Origin of the sequence: Streptomyces sp. NBC_01214 (assembly GCF_026340975.1) — a bacterium.
In the GTDB taxonomy this organism is placed as follows: Bacteria; Actinomycetota; Actinomycetes; order Streptomycetales; family Streptomycetaceae; genus Streptomyces.
This window is the reverse complement of sequence record NZ_JAPEOS010000003.1, coordinates 631676-652665: the sequence shown is the minus strand read 5'-3', so window position 1 is coordinate 652665 and position 20990 is coordinate 631676. Positions and strand designations below refer to the sequence as shown.

The window sequence follows — 20990 nt, the reverse complement described above, 5'->3', positions numbered from 1 at the left end:
GCCTGACGTGACCGCACTGCTTGATCAAGGACCCAGACCTCTCGTCCACCGCACCGCGGACAGGGCCGGCCGGTCCCACGAGGGGCCGACCGGCCCCTCAACAGGAGGCCGTCGGGCCGTCAGGCTTGAGTGAGCGGGAGGAGCGCCACCACATGAAGAAGGAGATGGAGACTATGGCGAACCGAGTGACCGTCGGCCTCGACGGGTCCCCGGAAAGTACAGCGGCGGCCCGCTGGGCAGCCCATGAAGCCGAGCTCCGCGGTACCTCCCTGGACCTGGTCCACGCCGAGGAATGGCTGGAGAATCCTCCCCTTCCCGTCACGACCACCGAGGACCGTCGGCGGTGGGCCGAGGCCGTCCTCCGCGACACCGCCGAAGACGTGCGCCGCGTGCATCCGTCGTTGAAGGTCGACACCCGCCGAGTGAGCGGGCTGCCTTCCCTGGCGCTCACGCACGCCGCCGAGCATTCCGACATGCTTGTACTCGGCTCGCGCGCGCTCGGCAGCGTCGCCGGGTTCCTCGTCGGATCCACCGGCTTCGCCACCGTCGCCGAGGCCGCGCACCCCGTCGTACTGGTCCGGTCAGTGGACCGCGCCGGCAATCCGCCGGACGGTGCCCGCGACACTGGGCCCATCGTGGTCGGCGTGGACATCCACCAGCCCTGTGACAAGCTGCTCGCCTTCGCCTTCGAGGAGGCGTCCCACCGCCACTGCCCGCTCGTGATCATCCACGGCTGGTCGCCACCGCCCATCCTCGGCTACGCACCGGCTCTCGACCCGGGGGTCCAGCAGGAAATGGCCAACGGCATCACCACCGCGATGGACGAGATGATCAGCCCCTGGCACGAGAAGTACCCTTCGCTGCAGGTCGACTCCCGAGCCACCATCGGCCAGCCGGCGATTCAGATCCTCGACGCGGCCTCCACTGCCGCCCTCGTCGTCGTCGGACGCCGTATCCGCCACTCCGCATTCGGCACTCACATCGGCCCCATCACACACGCCGTGATGCACCACGCGGTCTCGCCGGTCGCCGTCATCGCACACGAGTGAGGCCCACCGCACAGGCAGGAAAGTCTCATGACCGCACCGCTTCCGAACCCGGCAGAGATTGTTCCGCTCATCGAGGATGCCGTCACGGCTCCGTCCATGCACAACGCCCAGCCGTGGAAGTTCCTCTACCGACCGGCCTCCGGGCTCATCGAGCTGTTCGGCGACCCGGACCGTGCCATGCCCCGTGCCGACCCGGACCACCGCGCCCTCCACTTGGGCTGCGCCGCCGCCCTGTTCAACCTACGGGTGTCCGCAGCCTCGGCAGGCTGGGGCACAGACGTACGGTTGCTGCCCGACCCGGACGATCCGTGGCTGCTGGCCGCTGCCGACCTCCGGGAACCCGGGCCCACGGACAGGGATCTCGGAACCCTCCACCCAGCCGTACGGCGACGTCACACCAGCCGATTTCCTTTCGCGGAGGAGGAGATCCCTCCAGCGCTGTTGGACGGTCTGCGCGCCGCCGCTCTTCTCGAAGGGTGCCGCCTGGCCGTACCGGACGCCTGGCACACCGACACCGTGCTGGGCCTGGTACACGACTCAGAGCATCGCGAGGAGATGGATCCCGCGATGACGGCGGAGACGCTGGCATGGACACATGCAGGCACGCCGGAAGGCCAGACCCGGCCCGACGGGATTCCCGTGGACGCCTTCGGTCCGAAACACTCGGGTCGAGGTGGGGTCGTCCGCGACTTCGGTCGCTCCCGACGCGTTCCGGGGCGCGGGTGGGCTGCCTTCGAACAGAACCCGCACATCGTGCTGCTGGGTACTTCGGGTGACAGGCCCGAGGACTGGCTGCGAGCAGGACAGGCCCTGCAGCGGATTCTCCTTCAGGCCACCGCCGACGGACTGGTCACGTCCATGACCTCGCAGCCGCTCGAATGGCCCGCGCTCCGCTGGACGGTGCGCGATCCGGGCTCGGCGATGACCCACGTCCAAATGGTGATCCGGCTGGGCTACGGACCGCAAGGTCCCGCGACGCCCCGGCGCCCCGTGGCCGAGGTACTGGACATCCGATGAAACCGGAGATCAAGCTGTCGACAGGAGGTTCGTTGCGGCGAGCGCGCCTCTGGACGCGGCGTCGCCTCCTCAATCCGGCTCCATGTAAGGGCGGCGGAAGACCGGGGCCTGGCCGGAGCCGTACGGGCGCACGGCCGCCAGCGCCTGGATGACCGCCGCCTCCAGAAGGCCGCCGGTGTCGATGGGGACGGCCTCCTCCCACGGAGGCTCCGCGGCTGCCATGGCCTCGGCCACCTCAGGGGTGGCGTCGGATGCTCCGGGGGCGCGGGTGGTCAGGCGTGCGGCCGACACCTCGCCCGGAACCTGGCAGTGCAAGGCCACCAGGTCGGCACTGGTGCGTTCGGCCATGCGCAGGGCAGCCTCGCGTTGTCCGGCATCGGACCAGGTGGCGTCGAGGACGACTGACTCGCCACGGGACAGCAGGGTGGACGCCCGGTCGAGCAGGGCCGCGTACGTCCTCGCGGTCCACTCGGGCGTGTACAGCCCCTCGCCGTACCCGGCTGCCGCGGATTCCTCCGCCGGGATGCCTGCCAGCTCTTTACGCAGGCGGTCGCTGCTGAGCAGCGTGACGCCCAGACGATCGGCCAGTGCGCCGGAGAGCGTGGACTTCCCGCTGCCCGGCAGGCCGCCGACGAGGGTCAGGCCGACGGTGGAGGTGCGCAGATGCCGCAGCGTCGTGGTGACCAGGCGCCGCGCGGCCGCCTCCGCGCCGCGAGCGCCTTGAGCTGCCTGGATCAGGGACACCTTGGCCCGGACGAACGCGCGGTAGGCGACGTAGTGGTGCCACAGGGACGGCGGTGCGGGGTCGCCGGAGTACTCGCCGTACTGGGCGAGGAAGAACGCCGCGGCCTCCGGGGCACCCGTCTGCTCCAGGTCCATGGCGAGGAAGGCCGCGTCGTCGAGTCCGTCGACGTAGCGGAGGCGGTCGTCGAATTCCAGGCAGTCCAGGACGCGGGGGCCGTCGTCGAGGCAGAAGATGTCCTGGGCGAGCAGGTCGCCGTGGCCGTCGACCACCCGCCCCTGCTCGATACGGGCGTCGAACAGTGTCTCGCGGCCTGCGAGATAGCGACGCACCAAGCGCTCGATCTCCTCCACCCCGTCGAGCAGCCGACCGTCTTCGGTCAGTTGCCTGACCTGCGTGAAGCTCGCTTCCCAGCGTGCGGACAGCGCGTCCCGCCTGCCCTGCTCGTCGATGTCCGGGCCGCGGGGCGCGTCCGCGTGGCGGGAGGCGAGGAGGCGTGCGACGGACCGCAGGGCGTCGTCGACGTCGGCGCCTTGACTCACGAGCAGGGACAGGCGGCGTTCCGCCGGCATGCGGCGCATCACCACGAGCGGCTCGGGCGCGTCGGCGTCCGGTCCGCGGAACTCACCCAGGCCCAGGTAGACATCAGGGGCGAAGCGACGGTTGAGGGCGATTTCCCGTTCGCAGACGATCCGCCGGGCCGCCGTGGTCGTGTAGTCGAGGAACCCCAGGTCGACCGGCTTCTTCAGCTTGTAGGCGCGGTCGCCGACGAAGAACAGGACCGCGGTGTGCGTCTCGCACACCTCAGCGCGCGGGAGCGACGGAACATCGAGGCCGGTGCCGGTTCGGAGCGCGGACGCGTCGGTGCGGTGCGCAGGCACCGACGGCTCCTCGCTGTGGCTCGGCTCAGTCATGGGGAATGACGGCGACGGGGCAGCGCGCGTGATGGATCGCGGCGGTGGCCACGGACCCCAGTGGGGGCGCCAGGGCGGGACGATGCCTGCGTCGGCCGACGACCAGGAGCCCTGCGCCCTTGGCAGTCCGGACCACGACCTTGGTAGGGCTTTCAAGACCGATACCGGGAGTTACCTCCACGCTCGGAAACTTCTCGCGCCAGGGGCGGAGAGCGTCGCTCAGGAGCTTCTGCGCGTCCTGCCTGATCTTCTCGGTCACGTCGTGGTCCACGCCCCAGGGAGCGTGAGCGTGGAGGGGCATGCTTCGGCCGTGGACGGCTTGCAGGGGAACGCCCCGTGCCGCGGCGGCGGCGAAGGAGAACGCGAGCAGGTCGTCGCACGGACCGCGCAGTTTCAATGCCACCACTACGCCGCCTGAGGCACCTGGAGCGGACGGCGGACCCTCTTCGCGCGTCCCGGCGCGCACCAGGACCACCGGCCGCTCGGCCCGTGCGACGACGGGCATGCTGATGTCGCCCAGGAAATAACTCTCGACGGGCTCAAGCCCCCGCGAACCGAGCACGGTCATCTCTGACTCCGCTGCCGCTTTCAGCAGCGCCTCCTGAGCATCCTCGGCGACCAGGTTGCCGACGATGGTCAGGCCAGGGTGGCGCGCTTGGAGCTCCGCCTTCGCGTTGTGCACGATCCGCTTCGCCCAGTAGTTCTGATCCATCTCGGAGGGGAGGTGGGTCGGTTCCGGCGCCAGCAGGGGCCACGCGTGCAGCAGGCGCAGCGTGAGTTTGCGGCGGTCGGCTTCGTCAGCGGCCCAACGGGCAGCGGCGAGGCTCTCGGGTGAGCCGTCGAGGCCCACAGTGACGACTGGCTCCATGCCGGCTGTGCTCCGTCTGGTAGGTGACTGGAAGGCGGTGAGGTGTCCGGCCGGCCGGAGCCCTGTCGTCCCCGCGCTCGCGCCGGTAGCCGTGCAGTGACCGTAAGCGGTACTCGATGAAGCACCTGTGCCAACGCGCCGAGGACACGGCCGTATGTCATCCGAGGAGCACCTGAAGCCTCCCGACAGCGCGCAGAAGGCAGTGGCGAGCCTGCATGCGGCTGCGGCTGCGGCTGCCGGTCGGCTCCGACGCCGCCATCCGACGTAACGACACCTGCGGACCGGCCGCAAGCCCGGGCCGCGACCTCGCCCGGACAGCCGGTCACGCCTGGGCGGGATCAGTGGGTGCGCTCGATGTCCAGTTCCAGGAAGTGGGCCGAACACGAGATGCACGGGTCGTGGTTGCGGACGGCCCGCTCGCACAGCCGGGTGAGCTCGGCCTCGGAGCCCTCACCCCGATCGAGCCCGGCTTGGACCAGCCGGCGCAGGTCCTCCTCGATGGCGCCCTGGTTCTGGGCGGTCGGCGGAACGATGCGGGCGTCCGTGACACGCCCCCCGTCGTCGAACGCGTAGCGGTGGTAGAGCAGGCCGCGTGGCGCCTCCGTGGCACCGTGGCCGGTGCCGGCCCGGGCCGGCACCTCCACGCACGGGCGGGCCGGACGTTCGTACTCCGTGATGATCCTCAGGGCCTCCTCCACCGCGTACAGGACTTCCACCGCCCGGACGAGGATGCTTCGGTACGGGTTCCGGCAGACCTCTCCCCGCCCGGCACCCGCGCGCGACGGGGGGTCGCCCAGCCCGGCTTCCCGTGCCGCTTCCAGAGCCAGCGGGGACAGCAGGTGGCCGCTGACCGCCCAGCGGGCGAGGGAGCCGGTGAGGTGCCTTCGGCCGTCCAGCCGGGAGTGGAGGGCGGTGGAGTGCGAGACCTGCTCCTCGGCCACGTGCTCGGTGAAGTCGCGCAGGGGAAAGCTGTACGGCGGGAGGGTCGCGTCGTACGGGAGCACGGTGGGGATTCCGGACTCGATGGCGTAGGTGCCGGTCTCGGCGAGGGCGAACAGGTCGGCGTCGCACTCGGCGTCCGGGAATTCGAAGCCGGCGACCCAGCGCACCGTGTCCCAGGCGTCGTCGAGGGCGGTGCGCAGCCGTTCTTCCAGGGGGCGGAGTTCGGCGCGGGTCGGAGCGCGGTGGAAGCCTCCGACCCGGACGTTGACGGGGTGGATGGCCCGGCCTCCGAGCAGTTCGACCACGGCGTTACCGGTCTGCTTCAGGCACAGTCCACGCTTGACGTGCTCCGGATGGGAGCGGGAGAGACCGATCACGTCGTCTTCGCCGAGGAAGTCCGGTGCGTGCAGCATGTGGATGTGCAACGTCTGGCTCTCGATCCATTCGCCGCAGTACAGCAGGCGGCGCAGGGCGGCCAGTTGTCCGTCGACGACAACACCGCACGCGTCCTCGATGGCACGGCAGGCACTCATCTGGTAGGCGACGGGGCAGATCCCGCAGATGCGGGAGGTGAGGTCGGGTGGCTCGGTGTGGGCTCTGCCCCGGAGGAAGGCTTCGAAGAACCGAGGTGGCTCGTAGATCTTGAGCCGCGCTTCGGTGACCGTGCCGTCGTGGATCCTCAGGTGCAGCGCGGTCTCCCCCTCGACACGGGCGAGTGAGGGGATGCGCAGCTCCTGGTATCGGGGCGTGGGATCGCTCATCCCGGTCCTTCAGCGTCGGTCACGCCGGGCTGTCCTTGCTCCTCCACGGTGGTGAAGGCGGTTACGTTGAAGGTGTGCAGGAACCTGCCGATGTCGTCCTCGCTCATTCCGTCGCGCTGCATGAGCGGGACCAGCGCGGGAAGGTTCGTGGTTCCGGCCGGCCCGAAGCAGCCGTAGCAGCCGCGCCCGTAGGTCGGGCACAGGGCCCCGCAGCCCGCGTGGGTGACGGGGCCGAGGCAGGGTGTGCCGTGAGCGACGGTGACGCAGACGTTGCCGCGCCGTTTGCAGGCGAAGCAGACGCTGTGGTTCGGGATGGCGGGCTTGCGTCCGGCGAGGAACGCGGTGATGACCTCCACGAGCTGACCGCGGTCGATGGGACAGCCGCGCAGTTCGAAGTCGACGGGTACGTGGGTCGAGATCGGCGTGGAGGTCGCGAGGGTCTCGATGTAGTCGGGGCGGGCGTAGACGGTCGCCAGGTACCCCTCGACATCTGCGTAGTTGCGCAGCGCCTGCACGCCGCCGGCCGTGGCGCAGGCCCCGATGGTGACGAGGTGGCGGGCTTCGGCGCGGATGCGCCGGATGCGCTCGACGTGCTCAGGTGTGCTGACCGACCCTTCGACGAGGACGAGGTCGTACGGTCCGGGCGCGGCTTCGCTGGACGCCTCCAGGAAATGGGCGATCTCCAGTTCGGCGGCGATGCCGAGCAGTTCGTCCTCGCAGTCGAGGAGGGTGAGCTGGCAGCCGTCACAGGAGGCGAACTTGAACACGCCGAGGCGGGGGCGGGCAGGGGGCTGGGGTGGGGTGGGGGTGCTCATCTCACAGTTCCCGGACGGTGAGCAGGGGCTCGGCCTGGTCGTAGCCGACGACCGGGCCGTCGCGGCAGAGCAGCAGGGGCCCGAGCTGGCAGTGTCCGCAGTGGCCGGTGGCACAGCGCATGTTGCGTTCGAGGGAGACCCGGACGCGGTCGGGACGTACCCCTTGGTGGATCAGCGCGCGTGCGGTCGCGCGCATCATCACCTCGGGACCGCAGACGAAGGCGACCGTGTCCGAAGGTGTGAACCGGGCCTCGCGAAGCAGCGTGGTGACGACGCCGACCCGGCCGGTCCAGCCGCCGGAAGGCCGGTCGACCGTGACGGCACCGAACGGTTTTCCCCAGGCGGGGAACTCATCCCCGTACAGCAGATCGGCGGGGGTCCGGGCGCCCGCGAGGACGTTCAGACGCCCGAACGCCTGGGGCTCGGCCATCACGGCGTCGACGAGGGGACGCAGCGGAGCGAGCCCGATGCCGCCGGCGATGACGAGCAGGTCGTTGCCGAGGGCGGCAGCCGTGTCCCAGGCAGTGCCGAAGGGGCCGCGCACGCCGACCCACCCGCCGATCCGCAGGCCGCACAATGCGCGGGAGACGGCCCCGACGGCGCGGACCGTGTGCGTCAGCCGGTGCCCGTCCGCGAGCCGGGACACGGACACCGGGATCTCGCCGACACCGAACGCGTACAGCATCGCGAACTGGCCGGGTGCGAAGGGCTCCACAGCATTCGCGGCAGGCTCCAGTACGAGCGTGACCGTGTCGTGCGTCTCGTCGCGGCGGTCCACCACGCGGTAGGAAAGGGGAGTGAGCGTCATGGCACCGGCCCGCTCCCCTGCGGTCCGTACAGGTCGAGCAGCCGGGTGCGGGTGGCTCGAAGCCGGTCGCCGATGGTCTCGGCGACGACGGTGACCAGCGACAGGCCCAGCGCCGTGTCCTCGGCGCACAGGTCCTGGACGGCCGCGGCATAGAATTCCCAGGCACGGACGGGGTCCCGGGTCTCGGCCGCGAGGTGCCACTGCCGCGGCGGGCACAGCCATGACCAGCCGAGCAGGCTGCCCGCACCAATGGTCTCGACGACCACGCGACCCCGGCCGGGCATGTGGACATCGAGCGCGACCGTGCCCGAGCGGATGACCCAGAAACGGTCGGCCTTCTCCCCCTCCTCAAAAATCCGCGTACCGCCCGGAAGGGCGACGTCCCGGGCGAGGGCCATCAGCTTCCCGCGGTGCTCCGCAGTCAGAGCGGTGAACACCCCCTCGCCGGGAGACCCAACCGGATGCGAGGTCACGGCGTGCTCTCCCGCTGCGTGGCCTCTTGGTGCAGGGCGTGGGCTTCCTCGGTGAGGTCGATGCCCGTGGGACACCAGACGATGCACCGGCCGCAGCCGACACAGCCGGAACTGTCGAACTGGTCGTGCCAGGTACCCAGCTTGTGAGTGAGCCACTGGCGGTAGCGGCTGCGCGGGCTGGACCGGACCGGGCCGCCGTGGAGCAGCGAGAAGTCCAGGTCGTAGCAGGAGTCCCAGAGGCGCCAGCGCTCGGCGTGATCGCCGGTCAGGTCGGTGACGTCCTCCGTGGTGGTGCAGAAGCAGGTGGGGCAGACCATGGTGCAGTTGCCGCAGCTGAGGCACCGGGCGGTGACGTCGTCCCAGCGCTCCGCTTCCAGGTTGTCCCGCATCAGCGTGCGCAGGTCCACCGGCGGCATGGAGCGGCCCATGCGTTCGGCGGCGGCGCTCACGGCCTGGGTCGCAGCCGCTCGGGTGGAGCCATCGGGGCTCCGCCCCGGCAGTTCCGCGAGGACCGCGGCTCCCTCCTCGCTCCCGCTCCGGCACAGGAAGCGGTGGCCGGCATCGTCCACGACCTCGGTGAGGGCGAGGTCGTACCCAGCGTCGGCGGCCGGCCCGCTCCCCATCGAGACGCAGAAGCAGGTGGCACCCGGCTCGGTGCACTCGGCCGCGATCAGGAAGGCGCCCGTCCGCCGGGAGAGGTAGGCGGGATCCCGGTACCTGCCCCCGCTCATCACCCGGTCCAGGATCTGAATGGCACGCAGATCGCAGGGCCGCACGCCGAGGAACGCGTATGAAATGCTCTCCTGTTTCTCCTCACGGACGACCGGCGCACCGTCCGGGCCGCGGTCCGTGGACCACTGGCGGACGCGCTCCGGATGGAGGAACGACTTCCACGACTGGGGTCCCGCGCTGTGCGCGAACACGGCCCCGTCCTCGCGGCGGCGGAGCCGGTACCGCCCCGCCTCCAGCTCGACCCCCCACCCGTAGGGAAGCGCATCGGCGGAGTCCAGCTCGTCGAGGACGATCGCGCCGTCGCGCACGGTCGGACCGATCACCGTGCGGCCGCGCGCCTTCAGGACACGCACGAGCGCGGCCAGACCGTCGCGGTCGAGAACCGCCTCGTCCTGGTCAAGGGTGGCTCCGGCATCCGAAGCATCGGTCATGGTTCGCCTCTCGGTCTCCACGCGCCTGGATCTGACAGCATGTCAGGCCAGCGGGCTCCCGGGTCCGAGGCTGGTCCGGCGAGTTCCCCGGCTGTGCTGCCGGACGTCTTCCTCGATGCGCCGGGCCAGATGCGGCAGAGCGGCCGCCACCGCCGGGGTGAGCCCCATGCCCAGCGAGCGGTCCGCTCCCTCGACCGCATACACGATGAGGCGGCCGGGACCGCGCCCGAGACTGTCGGCTAGGCACAAGGCCTCGGCGAGCCCCAGCCCGTGGGTGCTCTGCCTGCCTGCGGCAGCCGGGTGCGGCACCTCGCCCGGGGCCACACACCACCGGTGTGTCCGCCCGGGCTGCGCCGCAGGTGGGAAGCAGGCGTCGATGACGAGCGTGAGGGCCTTGTCCTCCCAGAGGGTCATCAGGCGGCCGGGGTCTCCGTCGCTCCGGGCGAGCTCAGTACCGGAGGGGAGAGGTCGCCGTGCTTCCCGTTCACACAACAACGCGATGGCGGCCCACCCCACCCCGTCATCGCGCCGGAACTCGTTGCCGATCCCGATGACCGCCGTACCGGCGGGCGGCTTCATAGGTACCCGCTTCCTCTTCGGGCGTCTCCCGGCACAGCCTGCCCTACTCACGGGGCGGGGTCCTGCGCGATGGGGCAAACGGCGCACGGCGCAGCCCCCTGCCCGGGGTCCTCGCCCGGTACCGCGAAGTACCGCTGAGCGACGAGGCCCGAAAGGAGACGGCGGAGCTGCTCATGACCGCTCTGGCCATCATCGTGCGACCAGGCGCGACCATGGCGGAGGCGGCCTGGCCGGCAGGTCTGTCCCGTCTCAAGCGCCTCCCTGTCGTCGACCAAGGCCCGACGGTCGAGGTCGTCGTCCACGCCGGGAGACTCAGGGCAGGGCGTGGTCACCGGTGCCCGTGGTCGTGTGCGAACGCGTCGAGAGCTTGCCTGGGTGATCCCTGGGTGTGCAGGAAGCGCTCGTCCAGGATGCTCGCAAGGTCTTCCAGGGCGGAACGCAACACCGCGGAGGCGAGCCGGACATCCCGGTGTCCGGCTTCCGAAGCCTCATCGGCGATGTCGACGGCGTAGTCGATCTGTCGGGCGAGGGAGGTCCGGTCGTCGCCGTCGTGGAAGTAGTAGGACTCCGCGTACTGGAGGAAATCGACCGCTGCGACGGACAGCGCCGTGGCCAGGCTGTCCAGCATGGCCGCCCCGGCCGGGGAGTCGATCTGTTCCTTCGAGGGATGGGTACGGGAGAGGTGGGAGAGCCGCAGTGCCAGCGCCCTGCGGCGCGCCAACGCGGGATAGATGCCGAGGATCCAGGAGACCGTCGCGGTCAGAAGGGCGAACCCGACCAGCGCCTCCAGGGGTGCGAGGAGGCGCAGCCACCCCTCGGCGGGTGCGACGTCACCGAGGCCGAGCGTGGAAAGCGTGACCAGCGAGACGTAGGTCGCGTCCAGCAGGCTCGCATGATCGTCGGGGTGCAACCCTCCCGCGTACACGAACGCCTCGGGCATGTGAGGCCAGTAGATCAGCGCCCAGCCCGCCGCCACGGTCAGGGCCCACAGGGCGACGACGGACACCATGGCGAGCGGGCCGGCCAGGCCGGCTGCCGTGCGACGGGTGCCCAGGACGGACGACAGCCGCCACAGTGTGGTCATGACCAGGCGGCTCAGCCCTCCGTGACGCGTCGGGTGCCACAGCGTGTGGAACACGTCCCGCAGAATCAGCAGGACCAGGGCCGCGCCCGTGACCGTCACCAGCCAATCCATCCGACACCCCTTTTCCACCCGTTTCGCCCAGGTTCGCGCACCTCCGTAGCCGCTGATCGCAGCCCACGCCGTCGCCAGGTGTCAGAAGCAGGGCCGGGACTCACCCGGCGGCAGAAATCGGCCGAGGTTCCGGCCCCAGGCGAAACCCTGTGACGAGTTCGGCCCGGATGCGCAGCACGCCGGCCATCGGCTGGTTCGTCCACGGGTCGAGCAGCGCCTCAAGCCGTTCGGCGTCGTTGCGGTTCTCGACGAGCTCGGCGTAGCCGATCACCACGACACTCCAGCCGAGATGCGTGTCGGGGTCGATGGCGTCGGCTTCGTAGGCGAGGACGATGCCGGGTGTGCCGGGGATCGCCACCAGCGACGCGCGTGAAGCGCCTTCGTCGAGCCGGACGATCACGTCCTCCCCCTCGACCACGTGGTTCACCGGTCGGATGGCCGGCAGTGCCTGGTGGGTGAAGACGATGCGGCCCAGCGGCACGGTGCCCAGGAGCCGCAGCGCTTCGGAGCGGTCCAGCTGCTCCGTGGACCGCATCGGGTCCAGGACGGGCCCGTGGTCCGGCCTCCAGGCGGTTTCGTGATCCATCACACGGCCCTCCGCTCCGACCGCGTCGTGTCAGTGTCGGCTTCACCCAGCGTCCTTGCCTCCTCGCGTGCCGTGCCAGGGCCGAACGGTCCCCTGTCCTGCGGAATCGGGGGCCGGTCGGCCCATGACCAGTGCCTGTGGAGCCGCACAGAATTGAATGGGAATCGACCGGAGGCCGCCATGAGGACCACTCCCCCTACGAAGATCGCCGGCGCGCTGCCGGCTGAGCACCGTTCCCGGCTGATGGACATCGCACGGGAGGTCAACTTCCCCGAGAGCGCGCGCCTCTTCAACGAGGGCGGCCGGGCGGACAGGTTCTGGATCGTCCGAACCGGCATCGTCGCCCTGGACGTGCATGTGCCTGGCAGACAGCCGGCAGTGATCGAAAGGCTCGGACCGGGCGAGCTCGTGGGGTGCTCGTGGATGCTGCAGCCCAGTGCCTGGAGACTGGGCGCTGTGGCCACGACGCCGGTGCGCACGTACGAATTCGACGCCGGCGCGGTGCGCACGATGATGGATACCGACCCTGCTTTCGGCTCCGCGATGGGCCACTGGGTCGCGCAGGTGCTCGCGCACCGGCTGCACGCCGCCCGTATCCGGCTGCTCGACCTCTATGCCCCGCACGGCAGTGGCAGCTATCTCTGACGGCCGGTGTCCCGCACCTGAACCCCCAGCAGTGAGGAGGGCGTCATGCCCGCGTCCCGGTACACCGTCAGCGACGTCATGACCCATACGGCCGTGGCCATCGGCCGTGAGGCTTCGTACAAGGAGATCGTCGAGCTGATGGACCAGTGGAAGGTCAGCGCCGTGCCCGTCCTGGAGGGCGAGGGGCGTGTCGTCGGAGTGGTCTCCGAGGCGGATCTCCTGCCGAAGGAGGAGTTCCGGCGGGACGACCCCCGGCTTCCCGATCAGATGGAAGAGGCTTCCAAGGCGGGGGGTGTGCTGGCCGAGGAGCTGATGTCGAGTCCGGCCGTGACCGTGCACCCCGACGCCACCCTCGCCGAAGCTGCCCAGATCATGGCCCGCAAGCGCGTGAAGCGCCTCCCCGTGGTGAACGGCGTGGGGATGTTGGAGGGGGTCGTGAGCCGGAGCGACCTGCTCAAGGTCTTCCTGCGCACCGACGAGGAGATCGAGGAGGAGATCCGCGACGTGGTTCTCGCCGAACTCGCTCCCCCGGTCCATCTGCAGGCATCGGTGACGGACGGTGTCGTCACCCTGCGCGGATCTCTCCGTAATCGCGCCTTGGTGCCGCTGGTGGCCCGCGCCATCCGTGCCGTTGAAGGCGTTGTGGACGTGAGGATGGAGCTGGAAGGGCAGCCCGCCGGAGCTGCCTGAGGCCCCTTGGCCGCCCCGCTGGGCTCTGGGGCGCGCCACAAGGTGCGTCCGCCCGCTCCCCTGAGACAATGCGTACGACAAGACGTACGCACAGCCGATCGATTACAGGGGCGTACATGTCCGACGCATCAGCACCCTCTGTCTTGTCCGGGGCGCCCATCAGGGTCTTCCTCCTGGACGACCACGAGGTAGTACGCCGCGGCTTGCACGATCTGCTGAACGCGGAGCCCGACATCGACGTCATCGGCGAGGCCTCCACCGCCGAGCAGGCATTGACCCGCGGGCCGGCGCTGCGCCCGGACGTCGCCGTGCTCGACGTCCGGCTGCCCGACGGCGATGGGATCACCGTGTGCCGCGAGCTCCGTTCGCGCATGCCGGAGCTGGCCTGCCTCATGCTGACCTCGTTCGATGACGAGGACGCGCTGCTCGACGCGATCATGGCCGGAGCGGCCGGCTACGTCCTCAAGCAGATCAAGGGGTCGGACCTGGTTTCGGCCGTACGGACCGTGGCGACCGGACAGTCCATGCTGGACCCTGCGACGACCGCTCGGCTGATGCACTCGCTGAGGGACCCGGAGACCGTCAAGGCTCCGGACGACGATCGGCTGGCCGCTCTCTCCGAGCGGGAGCGTTCCGTGCTCGAACTGATCGGCGAGGGCCTCACGAACGCGCAGATCGCCAAGCGGCTGTACCTGTCCGAGAAGACGGTCAAGAACCACATCTCACGGCTGCTGGGCAAGCTGGGGGTGGAGCGCCGGGTACAGGCCGCCGTCATCGCCGCGCAGGTCCACGAACACGGGCACGGGCACGAGCCGGAGCACGGCAAGGGCCGGAGCTGAGTGTCGACGGGGGTCACCCGGGCGGTGGGAAGTCGCCTCCATCCAGCGGTACCCGCCATTCCAGTTCCGTCCCCCGCCCGGTCGACCCGTGCGCCGATACGGAGAGCTCGCCGCCCAGGCGTTCGGCCCTCTCGGCGAGATTGCGGAGCCCGCCGCGACGGCCTCCCTGTGCCACTCCCACTCCGTCGTCGGTGACCCGTACGGTCAGTACGCCCTCGACGGCCGAGAGGGACACTTCTGCGCGGCCCGCCTGTGCATGGCGGGCCACGTTGGTAAGCGCCTCCCCGATCACCGCGAGCGCCTCGTCCGCGGTCTCGGGGGGGACGTCGGTGTCGATCAGGCCCTCCATCCGCAGGGCCGGGGCGAAGCCGAGTGTCCGGGCGGCCTCCTCCACGGCTTGGACAGCACGCAGCCGCAGCTTCGGCGTGACCCCGGGCGCCTCGTGTTCGCGGAGTCCGAAGATCGTCGAGCGAATGATCTTGATGGTGGCGTCCAGGTCGTCGATGGCTCGGGCGAGCCGCTCCGAGGCCTCGGGATGCTCGACGAAGCGTTGGGCGCTCTGCAGGGTCATGCCGGTGGCGAAGAGGCGCTGGATGGCAAGATCGTGCAGGTCACGGGCGATGCGGTCGTGGTCCGCCAGCATGCTCATCTGCTCGGTGTCCCGGCGCCGGTCGGCCAGCTCCAGGGCCAGGGCGGCCTGGCCGGCGAAGCCGGGCAGGGCTGCGATCTCGGCGCGGGCGAACGCCGGGCGGCCGCGTCTGCGGGCAAGGATGAGGACACCGCTCAGCTTCTCCTTGGTGCCGACCGTGACGGCGACGGCGGGGCCGAAGCCCGTCCAGCGTTCCGGCTGCACCGTGATCCGGCCGTCGGTCCCGACGTCGGCAACAGTGATCAGCCCGTTCTCCTCGCCGAGGGCGGCTGCTGCCAGGGTTCCCGCACTGCTGGGCAACACGATGCCGCGATGCGCCTCGGCGCCCTCACCCAGGGCCAGCGAGCCGCGCAGTTCCCCGCCCTGGCCCACGAGGTAGAAGACACCGATGTCAGCGCCCGTGATGTCGCGGGCCCGCTCCAGCATGCCCTCCAGTACCTCCGTTTCGGCAAGGCCGGAGAGCAGAGCGCTGGTGAAGTCGGAGCTGGCGGTCAGCCAGCGTTCCCGGAGACGCACTTCCTCGTAGAGGCGGGCGTTCTCGATGGCGATGCCGGCTGCCACCGCCAGCGTGGACAGGACCGCCTCGTCCTCCTCGTCGAAGTCGATGCCGCCGCGCTTCTCCGTCATGTAGAGATTGCCGAACACGTCCTCGCGGACCCGGATGGGGACGCCGAGGAAGGAGTGCATCGGGGGGTGGTGGGCCGGGAACCCGTAGGAGGCGGGGTGATCGGACAACTCCGACAGCCGTAGGGCCTCGGGGTGGCGGATGAGTTCGCCGAGGATGCCGTGGCCGGAGGGCAGGTCGCCGATCTCGGCCCGGAGGCCGTCGCTGATGCCGACGGGGAGGAACTGGGCGAGCTTCCGGTCGTCGCCGATGACGCCCAGGGCTCCGTACTCCGCGTCCACCAGGACGACGGCGGCTTCGACGATGCCCCTCAGAACCTGCGGAAGGTCGAGCTCCCGGCCGACGGACATCACGGCTTCGAGGAGCCCGTTGAGCCGGTCCCTGGTGCCGCGCACCTCGTTGATGCGGACCTGGAGCTCTTCGAGCAATTCGTCCAGCCGGAGCCGCGGCAGCCCCGAACGCGCGGCACGCTGCTCGTCCCCGCCCATGCGTAACCTCCAAGCGGCGCCCAGGGGAAGTCCGGCCTGCCTCTTCACCGTATCCCCGCTACCGCCTTCCCGCGCAGGCTGAAGGCGTCAGCCGGACTCGTCCGCGCCGAGATGCCGAACGTGTGCGTCCGGTCCGGGGAAGAAGAGGGTCGTCCTGCCGGTGTCCGACCAGCGGACGTCGTAGGGCGGGGTGCCGTCGTCGTGGTGCAGACCGACGACTTCGCCGTCGCGACCCGCTTTGCCCACCGAGGGCCCGCCCACCACGATCTCGTCGCCTACGCAGGCATGGGGACCGTGCTCGGAGGTGTGCGCCTTCATGATCATCAGCTCCTTCGGAAAGCGTGTCGTGCGAGTCGGGCTGCCGCGAAGCCGCTCACGAGGGCGGCTGATGCCAGGGCAAGGCCCGGCCATCCAAGAGGTGCGGTCTCCAGAACCGACTGCAGCGGCGGAAGGTAGAGCGCTGCCGCCCCGAGGAGGGCGGACGCGAGGACGGACAGGGGCAGGAAGAGGTTCTCCCGGGTCAGCAAGCGGGTTCGCAGGCCCAGCACGACGCCGAGCTGCGCAGCGAGCAAGGACAGGAAGAGGACGCTCTGCCAGGGCAGGCCCCAGGCCCGTGCGACCGTCCCGGCGGTGAGGCAGGCGGCTGTGACGACCGCGGCGAGCACCACGAGGCGCTGCCAGGCACCCGCGCCGAGGATGTGCTGGCCGGGCGGCCTCGGGGGCCTGTGCATCGCCTGCGGGTCCACCGGTTCGGCGCCCATGGCCACCCCGGTCAGACCGTGGGTCAGGAGGTTGATCCACAAGATCTGGCCCGCCCGGAGCGGGAGCGGAAGGCCGAGGAGGGGGCCGATCAGCATGACGAGGATCTCGGCGGCGCCGCCGGCCAGACCGTAGACGAGGAACCGGCGGATGTTGTCGTAGACCCGCCGGCCCTCCTCGACGGCCGCGACCACGGTCGACAGGTCGTCGTCGGTCAGTACGAGATCGGCAGCTTGGCGGGCGACCTCGGTGCCCCGCTGTCCCATGGCCACCCCGATGTCTGCGCGGCGCAGGGCGGGGCCGTCGTTGACACCGTCGCCGGTCATGGCGGTGACGGCCCCCTTGGCGCGCCAGGCGTCGACGATGTCGAGCTTCTGCTGTGGATCGGTCCGGGCGAAGACGCGTGCGGCGGTGAGGTCGGCCACCCGGCCTGCCGCCAGATCGGGGCCGTTGACCACGGTCTCGTCATCGCTGTCCGCGCCGGCCAGGCCCACGCGGACGGCGATCGCGCGTGCCGTGGCCGGGTGGTCTCCGGTGATCAGGACGGTGGTGATACCCGCCGCGTGGCAGGCGGCGAGAGTGGCCGCTGCCGCGGGCTTCGGCGGATCGCTGATGGCGACCAGGCCCAAGAGCCTCAGCCCCGCCTCGGCCGTCTCCGCGTTATCCGGTTGCTCGGCGTGTTCGGCGGACGCCACGGCGAGCACCCGGTATCCGTGGGAGGCCAGGGTCGCCGCCTGCTGCCGGGCTCCGGCCACGAGGTCCCTGCGGTCTGCAAGGACGGCTGCGTCCAAGACCACCTCCGGGGCGCCCTTCAGACACACCAGGGCACCGCCGGACGACAGGCGGTGGACCGTAGTCATGCGCTTGCGCCCACTGTCGAAGGGGATCTCCCACGTCCTGGGATGGGTGCGCCTGAGAAGCTCCGGCTCGCCGCACCCGGCCTTGACCGCGGCCGACAGGAGGGCGGCCTCCATGGGGTCGCCGACCGCGGTCCAGCGGCCCTCGTCCGGGGGCTCTCCTTGGGGCGGCCGCAGGGAGGCGTCGTTGCAGAGCGACGCTGCCGTCAGCAGCTCTTGTACGGGGCCGAGCTCGGCCGCCGTCGGCTTCCTGCCCTCGACCAGGACGTCTCCCTGCGGCTCATACCCCACCCCGAAGAAGTCGACCGCGGCCCGTGGCGTCCACACGTGCTGGACGACCATGCGGCCTTCGGTGAGGGTGCCGGTCTTGTCGGTGGCGAGGACGGTGACAGAGCCGAGGGTCTCCACGGCGGGGAGCCGGCGGATGAGAGCGTGCCGGGCCGCCATGCGCCGGGCTCCCAGCGCGAGGGCCAGGGTCACGACGGCCGGCAGGGATTCCGGGACCGCTGCGACGGCGAGGCTGATGGCCGTCACCGCCATGATCCCGAGCGGCAGGCCCTGTACGAGCCCGAGGCCGAAGACCACCAGGCACAGGGCCACGGTGACGACGGCCAGGATGCGCCCCAGCGAGGCGAGACGGTGTTGCAGGGGCGTCGGCTCCCGCTTGGTGTCGAGGAGCGCGGCGATCCGGCCGAGCGCGCTGTCCGGGCCGGTGGCCCTCACCGTCGCCACACCCCGGCCTCGCACGACCACGGTCCCCGCGCCCACCGTCGAATCGTCCGCCTTGTCCACGGCGACGGATTCCCCGGTGAGCATGGATTCGTCGATCATGAGGGCGGACGCCTCGGTGACATCGGCGTCGGCCGCCACGATATCGCCCTCGGCGAGGAGCAGGACATCGCCGGGCACCACGAGGGCGGCGGGGACCTCACGCGGGGCTCCGTCCCGCAGGACCCGTGCCTTCGGTGCCGACATCGCGGAGAGAGCGGCCACGGCGTGGTCGGCACGGGTCTCCTGCACGACGCCCACGGTTGTGTTGACGACGATTACCACGGCGATGACCACCGCGTCGGCGTGGTCGCCGATCGCGATCGTCAGTACCACCGCGCCCAGCAACACCATGATCAGCGGATCGCGCAGCTGGGCCAGCACCCTGGCGTACCAGGGTGTCGCCGGGGCGGGCGGGATCTCATTGCGGCCGTGCTCGGCCAGCCGACGTTCTGCCTCGAGGTCGGTGAGCCCGCCGAGCGTGCGTACCGGTGCCTCTGCGGTGGCCGGGGTCATAGCCATGGCGGTCCTATTCGGCCGGAACCGTGATCACCGGGCAGAACGCCCGGTGCAGCAGTCCGTGGACGACGGAACCCAGGCGCATGCCGGAGTAGCCTCCGCGTCCGCGGCGGCCCACCACCACGGCCAGGGCGTGCTCGGCGGCCTCCGCGAGCTCCTCCACCGGATGCCCGATCGGGATCTCGTGGGAGAGCTTCACATCCGGGTACTTCTGCGACCAGCCGGCCGTGGCCTCGGACAGCATCCGCCGCTGGGCCTGCAGTGCGACCTCCTCGTCGTGGAGCAGGAAGACCGGCGGCTGCCATACCGCGATGGCGCGCAGTGCGGCGCCGCGCAGGTCGGCTTCCTCGAAGGCCAGCGCGAGCGCCGCCTTCGAGGACTCGCTGCCGTCGATGCCCACGACCAGGTAGGGCGGCTGCTGGGTGATGTGCTCGGGGTTTCCGACCACGACGACCGGGCAGTGCGCCTGGGCCGTGACCGGGACCACCGTGGAGCCGGCGCTGAAGTGCTCCGCGGTCCGGCTCAGGTGGCGGGATCCGAGTACGAGCATGCGGGCCTGCTTGGACAGGCGGCCTATGGCGGGGACGGGGAGTCCTTCAATCAGGTCTGTGGCCACGGCGGCCCCCGGGTGCCGTTCCCTCGCCCAGTCGGTACCGGCCGCGAGGGCTTCCGAGCCCGCCTGGTGCAGGGCCGTGGTGCGAGGGGTGCCATTGACCTGCCGCTTCTGGTACGGCGGAGGCACAGCCACGACGAGGCGGAGCCCGGTCTTGCGGCGGTGAGCCTCGTCCGACGCCCAGGCCAGGGGCAGGTGCCAGTCCCTGGCCGGGTCGATGCCGACAACGATCTCGCGGCGTTCGGTGGGGGCCATCACGATTCGTCTCCGTGCTTGTCCGTGTGGCGCGGGATGAGCAGCACGGGGCAGTGGGAGTGGTGCACGAGGCTGTGGGTGTGCCGCCCGAGGGTGGGTCCCAGGTACGCGGATGCCCGCCGTCCGCCCATGACCAGCAGGTCGGCGTGGTGGGAAGCCTCGACCAGGACACCGGCGACGGACACGCTCTTCTCGGCGTCCGCCCGCACGGTGATGTCCGGGAACTCCTGGCGGACCTGCTCGGTCACCGCGGTCAGGTGCCGGACGTATTCGTCGGCGATCTCCGTGACGTCGTCCATCATGGTCACCACGCTGCCGACGGACTGGAGCACGTTCCACACGTGGAGCAGCCGCAGGTCGGCCTTGCGGAGCTCGGCCTCGCGCGCCGCGTAACGCACACAGTCCAGGTCGTGCTCGTCACGGACCCCGGCGAGCACCGTCCCGCTCTCGGCGCCGCCGTCGGTTCCTCTGACGATGATGACGGGCGTCTTCGCGCCGGCCGCGACCTTCAGGCCCACGGACCCGAGCATGAGCGAGTTGAATCCGCCCAGACCCCGGTTGCCGACCACGATGGTGCCGCGAAGGCCGGCCGCCCGGTGCAGGCTGGCGACGGGGTCGCCGCGGCTGAACTCTGTGGTGGCGACCAGACCAGGGTGCTGTTCCTTGACCGCGGTGGCAGTTTCGTCGAGCAGTTCGCGGCCGGCGCTGCGGACGCGCTCGATGGTCTCGGCGGATACGTAGAGGGCCCGGCCGTCCGTGTCGGCGCCGTACACGATGTGCAGCGGACGCCCGCGGCGTTCGGCCTCTGCCGCTGCCCAGAGCGCGGCCTGACGGGCGGGCTCGGAGCCGTCGACGCCGACAATGACGGAGCCGAGTTCCGAGCCGCTGACGGTGCTGTTCATGATGTCTCCTCGCCCGGAACCAGTGGGGGTCTGTTCTCACGCTGACACCGCGGACCCCATCAGGAAGAGGGCCGCTCAGGACCTTCATGGGGGCCAAAGGTCCCTGCCGAGGACGGTGTGCAAGATCCCCTTCGAACGCGCTGGTCGGACCGGCCCAGGTCCTTCCTGTTCACGCTTCGGTGTCCAGCCATCCGGTGTACGGCTTGAGGGATTCCTGGAGGGACGGGGCGCCGGCAGCCTGCATGTCGCCGTAGGCGGCTCGTTTCATCTGGAGGGCGAGATCCTCCATGGCGCGAGCGACCGCGAGTTCGTCGCCGATCTCCGGGACGTCATTGTCCTGGGGTGCGCAGCGGGCAGTGCCGTGCCCCGTGAGCCGGTTCGTGCCCGTGTCGAGTTCCAGGCGTGCCTTCGTCGTCTGGTCCTCCTCGAAGAGGTAGAGACGGACCTTCCATTCTGCGGTGTGTGTCAT

Annotated in this window: 21 protein-coding genes; 5 read left to right on the top strand and 16 right to left on the bottom strand. The window is 70.6% G+C overall.

Annotation, left to right across the window (positions count from 1 at the left end):
* The first annotated feature begins 173 nt into the window (after positions 1–173).
* Together OG594_RS39215 and OG594_RS39210 are read left to right on the top strand one after the other, a co-directional pair.
* A complete protein-coding gene (locus OG594_RS39215) occupies positions 174–1049 on the top strand; it encodes a universal stress protein (protein ID WP_266607162.1) in 876 nt (291 codons plus the stop codon).
* A gap of 27 nt (positions 1050–1076) precedes the next feature.
* Positions 1077–2066 (top strand): nitroreductase family protein, encoded by a 990-nt coding sequence (locus OG594_RS39210; protein WP_266607161.1) that lies wholly within the window; start codon positions 1077–1079, stop codon positions 2064–2066.
* Positions 2067–2135: 69 nt separating this feature from the next.
* On the opposite strand, the gene OG594_RS39205 is transcribed toward OG594_RS39210, so the two are convergent.
* The 10 genes from OG594_RS39205 to OG594_RS39160 form a co-directional block, all read right to left on the bottom strand.
* The gene (locus OG594_RS39205; RefSeq protein WP_266608794.1) at positions 2136–3611 is read right to left on the bottom strand and encodes a bifunctional aminoglycoside phosphotransferase/ATP-binding protein; all 1476 of its coding nucleotides are present in this window, start codon (positions 3609–3611) and stop codon (positions 2136–2138) included.
* A gap of 103 nt (positions 3612–3714) precedes the next feature.
* Positions 3715–4590: a universal stress protein gene (locus tag OG594_RS39200; RefSeq protein WP_266607160.1), complete on the bottom strand. Its 876-nt coding sequence runs from the start codon at positions 4588–4590 to the stop codon at positions 3715–3717.
* 338 nt (positions 4591–4928) lie between these two features.
* A complete protein-coding gene (locus OG594_RS39195) occupies positions 4929–6293 on the bottom strand; it encodes a Ni/Fe hydrogenase subunit alpha (protein ID WP_266607159.1) in 1365 nt (454 codons plus the stop codon).
* Positions 6290–7108: an oxidoreductase gene (locus tag OG594_RS39190; protein WP_266607158.1), complete on the bottom strand. Its 819-nt coding sequence runs from the start codon at positions 7106–7108 to the stop codon at positions 6290–6292. Before OG594_RS39190 ends, OG594_RS39195 begins: the two co-directional genes overlap by 4 nt.
* Before the next feature lies 1 nt (position 7109).
* Positions 7110–7916 carry an FAD/NAD(P)-binding protein gene (locus OG594_RS39185; protein ID WP_266607157.1) on the bottom strand — a complete coding sequence of 269 codons (807 nt, stop codon included), beginning with the start codon at positions 7914–7916 and terminating at the stop codon, positions 7110–7112.
* On the bottom strand, positions 7913–8389 hold the full coding sequence (locus OG594_RS39180; RefSeq protein ID WP_266607156.1) for a cyclic nucleotide-binding domain-containing protein: 477 nt from the start codon (positions 8387–8389) through the stop codon (positions 7913–7915). The genes OG594_RS39185 and OG594_RS39180 overlap by 4 nt, the downstream gene beginning before the upstream one ends.
* On the bottom strand, positions 8386–9552 hold the full coding sequence (locus OG594_RS39175; RefSeq protein ID WP_266607155.1) for a 4Fe-4S dicluster domain-containing protein: 1167 nt from the start codon (positions 9550–9552) through the stop codon (positions 8386–8388). The genes OG594_RS39180 and OG594_RS39175 overlap by 4 nt, the downstream gene beginning before the upstream one ends.
* 42 nt (positions 9553–9594) lie before the next feature.
* A complete protein-coding gene (locus tag OG594_RS39170) occupies positions 9595–10131 on the bottom strand; it encodes a hydrogenase maturation protease (protein ID WP_266607154.1) in 537 nt (178 codons plus the stop codon).
* Between the two features lie 328 nt (positions 10132–10459).
* A complete protein-coding gene (locus tag OG594_RS39165) occupies positions 10460–11326 on the bottom strand; it encodes a potassium channel family protein (protein WP_266607153.1) in 867 nt (288 codons plus the stop codon).
* A gap of 100 nt (positions 11327–11426) precedes the next feature.
* A complete protein-coding gene (locus OG594_RS39160) occupies positions 11427–11861 on the bottom strand; it encodes a pyridoxamine 5'-phosphate oxidase family protein (RefSeq protein WP_266607152.1) in 435 nt (144 codons plus the stop codon).
* Between the two features lie 231 nt (positions 11862–12092).
* Here OG594_RS39160 and OG594_RS39155 point away from each other — a divergent pair, with 231 nt between their 5' ends.
* The 3 genes from OG594_RS39155 to OG594_RS39145 all read left to right on the top strand — a co-directional run bounded on the left by OG594_RS39155 (position 12093) and on the right by OG594_RS39145 (position 14086).
* A complete protein-coding gene (locus tag OG594_RS39155; protein WP_266607151.1) occupies positions 12093–12557 on the top strand; it encodes a Crp/Fnr family transcriptional regulator in 465 nt (154 codons plus the stop codon).
* A 45-nt stretch (positions 12558–12602) separates the two neighbouring features.
* Positions 12603–13247: a CBS domain-containing protein gene (locus tag OG594_RS39150; protein WP_266607150.1), complete on the top strand. Its 645-nt coding sequence runs from the start codon at positions 12603–12605 to the stop codon at positions 13245–13247.
* Positions 13248–13363: 116 nt separating this feature from the next.
* Positions 13364–14086 (top strand): response regulator transcription factor, encoded by a 723-nt coding sequence (locus OG594_RS39145; protein ID WP_266607149.1) that lies wholly within the window; start codon positions 13364–13366, stop codon positions 14084–14086.
* A gap of 13 nt (positions 14087–14099) precedes the next feature.
* Here OG594_RS39145 and OG594_RS39140 read toward each other — a convergent pair whose 3' ends face one another.
* From OG594_RS39140 to OG594_RS39115, 6 genes are all read right to left on the bottom strand, one after another.
* Positions 14100–15848, bottom strand: a complete 1749-nt coding sequence (locus tag OG594_RS39140) for a GAF domain-containing sensor histidine kinase (RefSeq protein ID WP_266607148.1) — start codon at positions 15846–15848, stop codon at positions 14100–14102.
* Between the two features lie 87 nt (positions 15849–15935).
* On the bottom strand, positions 15936–16166 hold the full coding sequence (locus OG594_RS39135) for a DUF1918 domain-containing protein (RefSeq protein WP_266607147.1): 231 nt from the start codon (positions 16164–16166) through the stop codon (positions 15936–15938).
* A 5-nt stretch (positions 16167–16171) separates the two neighbouring features.
* Positions 16172–18754: a cation-translocating P-type ATPase gene (locus OG594_RS39130; protein WP_266607146.1), complete on the bottom strand. Its 2583-nt coding sequence runs from the start codon at positions 18752–18754 to the stop codon at positions 16172–16174.
* A gap of 7 nt (positions 18755–18761) precedes the next feature.
* The gene (locus OG594_RS39125; RefSeq protein WP_266607145.1) at positions 18762–19619 is read right to left on the bottom strand and encodes a universal stress protein; all 858 of its coding nucleotides are present in this window, start codon (positions 19617–19619) and stop codon (positions 18762–18764) included.
* Positions 19619–20521 (bottom strand): universal stress protein, encoded by a 903-nt coding sequence (locus OG594_RS39120; RefSeq protein WP_266607144.1) that lies wholly within the window; start codon positions 20519–20521, stop codon positions 19619–19621. The genes OG594_RS39125 and OG594_RS39120 overlap by 1 nt, the downstream gene beginning before the upstream one ends.
* 169 nt (positions 20522–20690) lie before the next feature.
* Positions 20691–20990 carry a DUF1876 domain-containing protein gene (locus OG594_RS39115; protein ID WP_266607143.1) on the bottom strand — a complete coding sequence of 100 codons (300 nt, stop codon included), beginning with the start codon at positions 20988–20990 and terminating at the stop codon, positions 20691–20693.

Coding starts and splice junctions, on each gene's coding strand:
- OG594_RS39215 (WP_266607162.1), top strand. CDS start 174: ATGGCGAACCGAGTGACCGTCGGCCTCGACGGGTCCCCGGAAAGTACA.
- OG594_RS39210 (WP_266607161.1), top strand. CDS start 1,077: ATGACCGCACCGCTTCCGAACCCGGCAGAGATTGTTCCGCTCATCGAG.
- OG594_RS39200 (WP_266607160.1), bottom strand. CDS start 4,590: ATGGAGCCAGTCGTCACTGTGGGCCTCGACGGCTCACCCGAGAGCCTC.
- OG594_RS39195 (WP_266607159.1), bottom strand. CDS start 6,293: ATGAGCGATCCCACGCCCCGATACCAGGAGCTGCGCATCCCCTCACTC.
- OG594_RS39190 (WP_266607158.1), bottom strand. CDS start 7,108: ATGAGCACCCCCACCCCACCCCAGCCCCCTGCCCGCCCCCGCCTCGGC.
- OG594_RS39185 (WP_266607157.1), bottom strand. CDS start 7,916: ATGACGCTCACTCCCCTTTCCTACCGCGTGGTGGACCGCCGCGACGAG.
- OG594_RS39175 (WP_266607155.1), bottom strand. CDS start 9,552: ATGACCGATGCTTCGGATGCCGGAGCCACCCTTGACCAGGACGAGGCG.
- OG594_RS39170 (WP_266607154.1), bottom strand. CDS start 10,131: ATGAAGCCGCCCGCCGGTACGGCGGTCATCGGGATCGGCAACGAGTTC.
- OG594_RS39165 (WP_266607153.1), bottom strand. CDS start 11,326: ATGGATTGGCTGGTGACGGTCACGGGCGCGGCCCTGGTCCTGCTGATT.
- OG594_RS39160 (WP_266607152.1), bottom strand. CDS start 11,861: ATGCGGTCCACGGAGCAGCTGGACCGCTCCGAAGCGCTGCGGCTCCTG.
- OG594_RS39155 (WP_266607151.1), top strand. CDS start 12,093: ATGAGGACCACTCCCCCTACGAAGATCGCCGGCGCGCTGCCGGCTGAG.
- OG594_RS39150 (WP_266607150.1), top strand. CDS start 12,603: ATGCCCGCGTCCCGGTACACCGTCAGCGACGTCATGACCCATACGGCC.
- OG594_RS39145 (WP_266607149.1), top strand. CDS start 13,364: ATGTCCGACGCATCAGCACCCTCTGTCTTGTCCGGGGCGCCCATCAGG.
- OG594_RS39140 (WP_266607148.1), bottom strand. CDS start 15,848: ATGGGCGGGGACGAGCAGCGTGCCGCGCGTTCGGGGCTGCCGCGGCTC.
- OG594_RS39135 (WP_266607147.1), bottom strand. CDS start 16,166: ATGAAGGCGCACACCTCCGAGCACGGTCCCCATGCCTGCGTAGGCGAC.
- OG594_RS39130 (WP_266607146.1), bottom strand. CDS start 18,754: ATGGCTATGACCCCGGCCACCGCAGAGGCACCGGTACGCACGCTCGGC.
- OG594_RS39125 (WP_266607145.1), bottom strand. CDS start 19,619: ATGGCCCCCACCGAACGCCGCGAGATCGTTGTCGGCATCGACCCGGCC.
- OG594_RS39120 (WP_266607144.1), bottom strand. CDS start 20,521: ATGAACAGCACCGTCAGCGGCTCGGAACTCGGCTCCGTCATTGTCGGC.
- OG594_RS39115 (WP_266607143.1), bottom strand. CDS start 20,990: ATGACACACACCGCAGAATGGAAGGTCCGTCTCTACCTCTTCGAGGAG.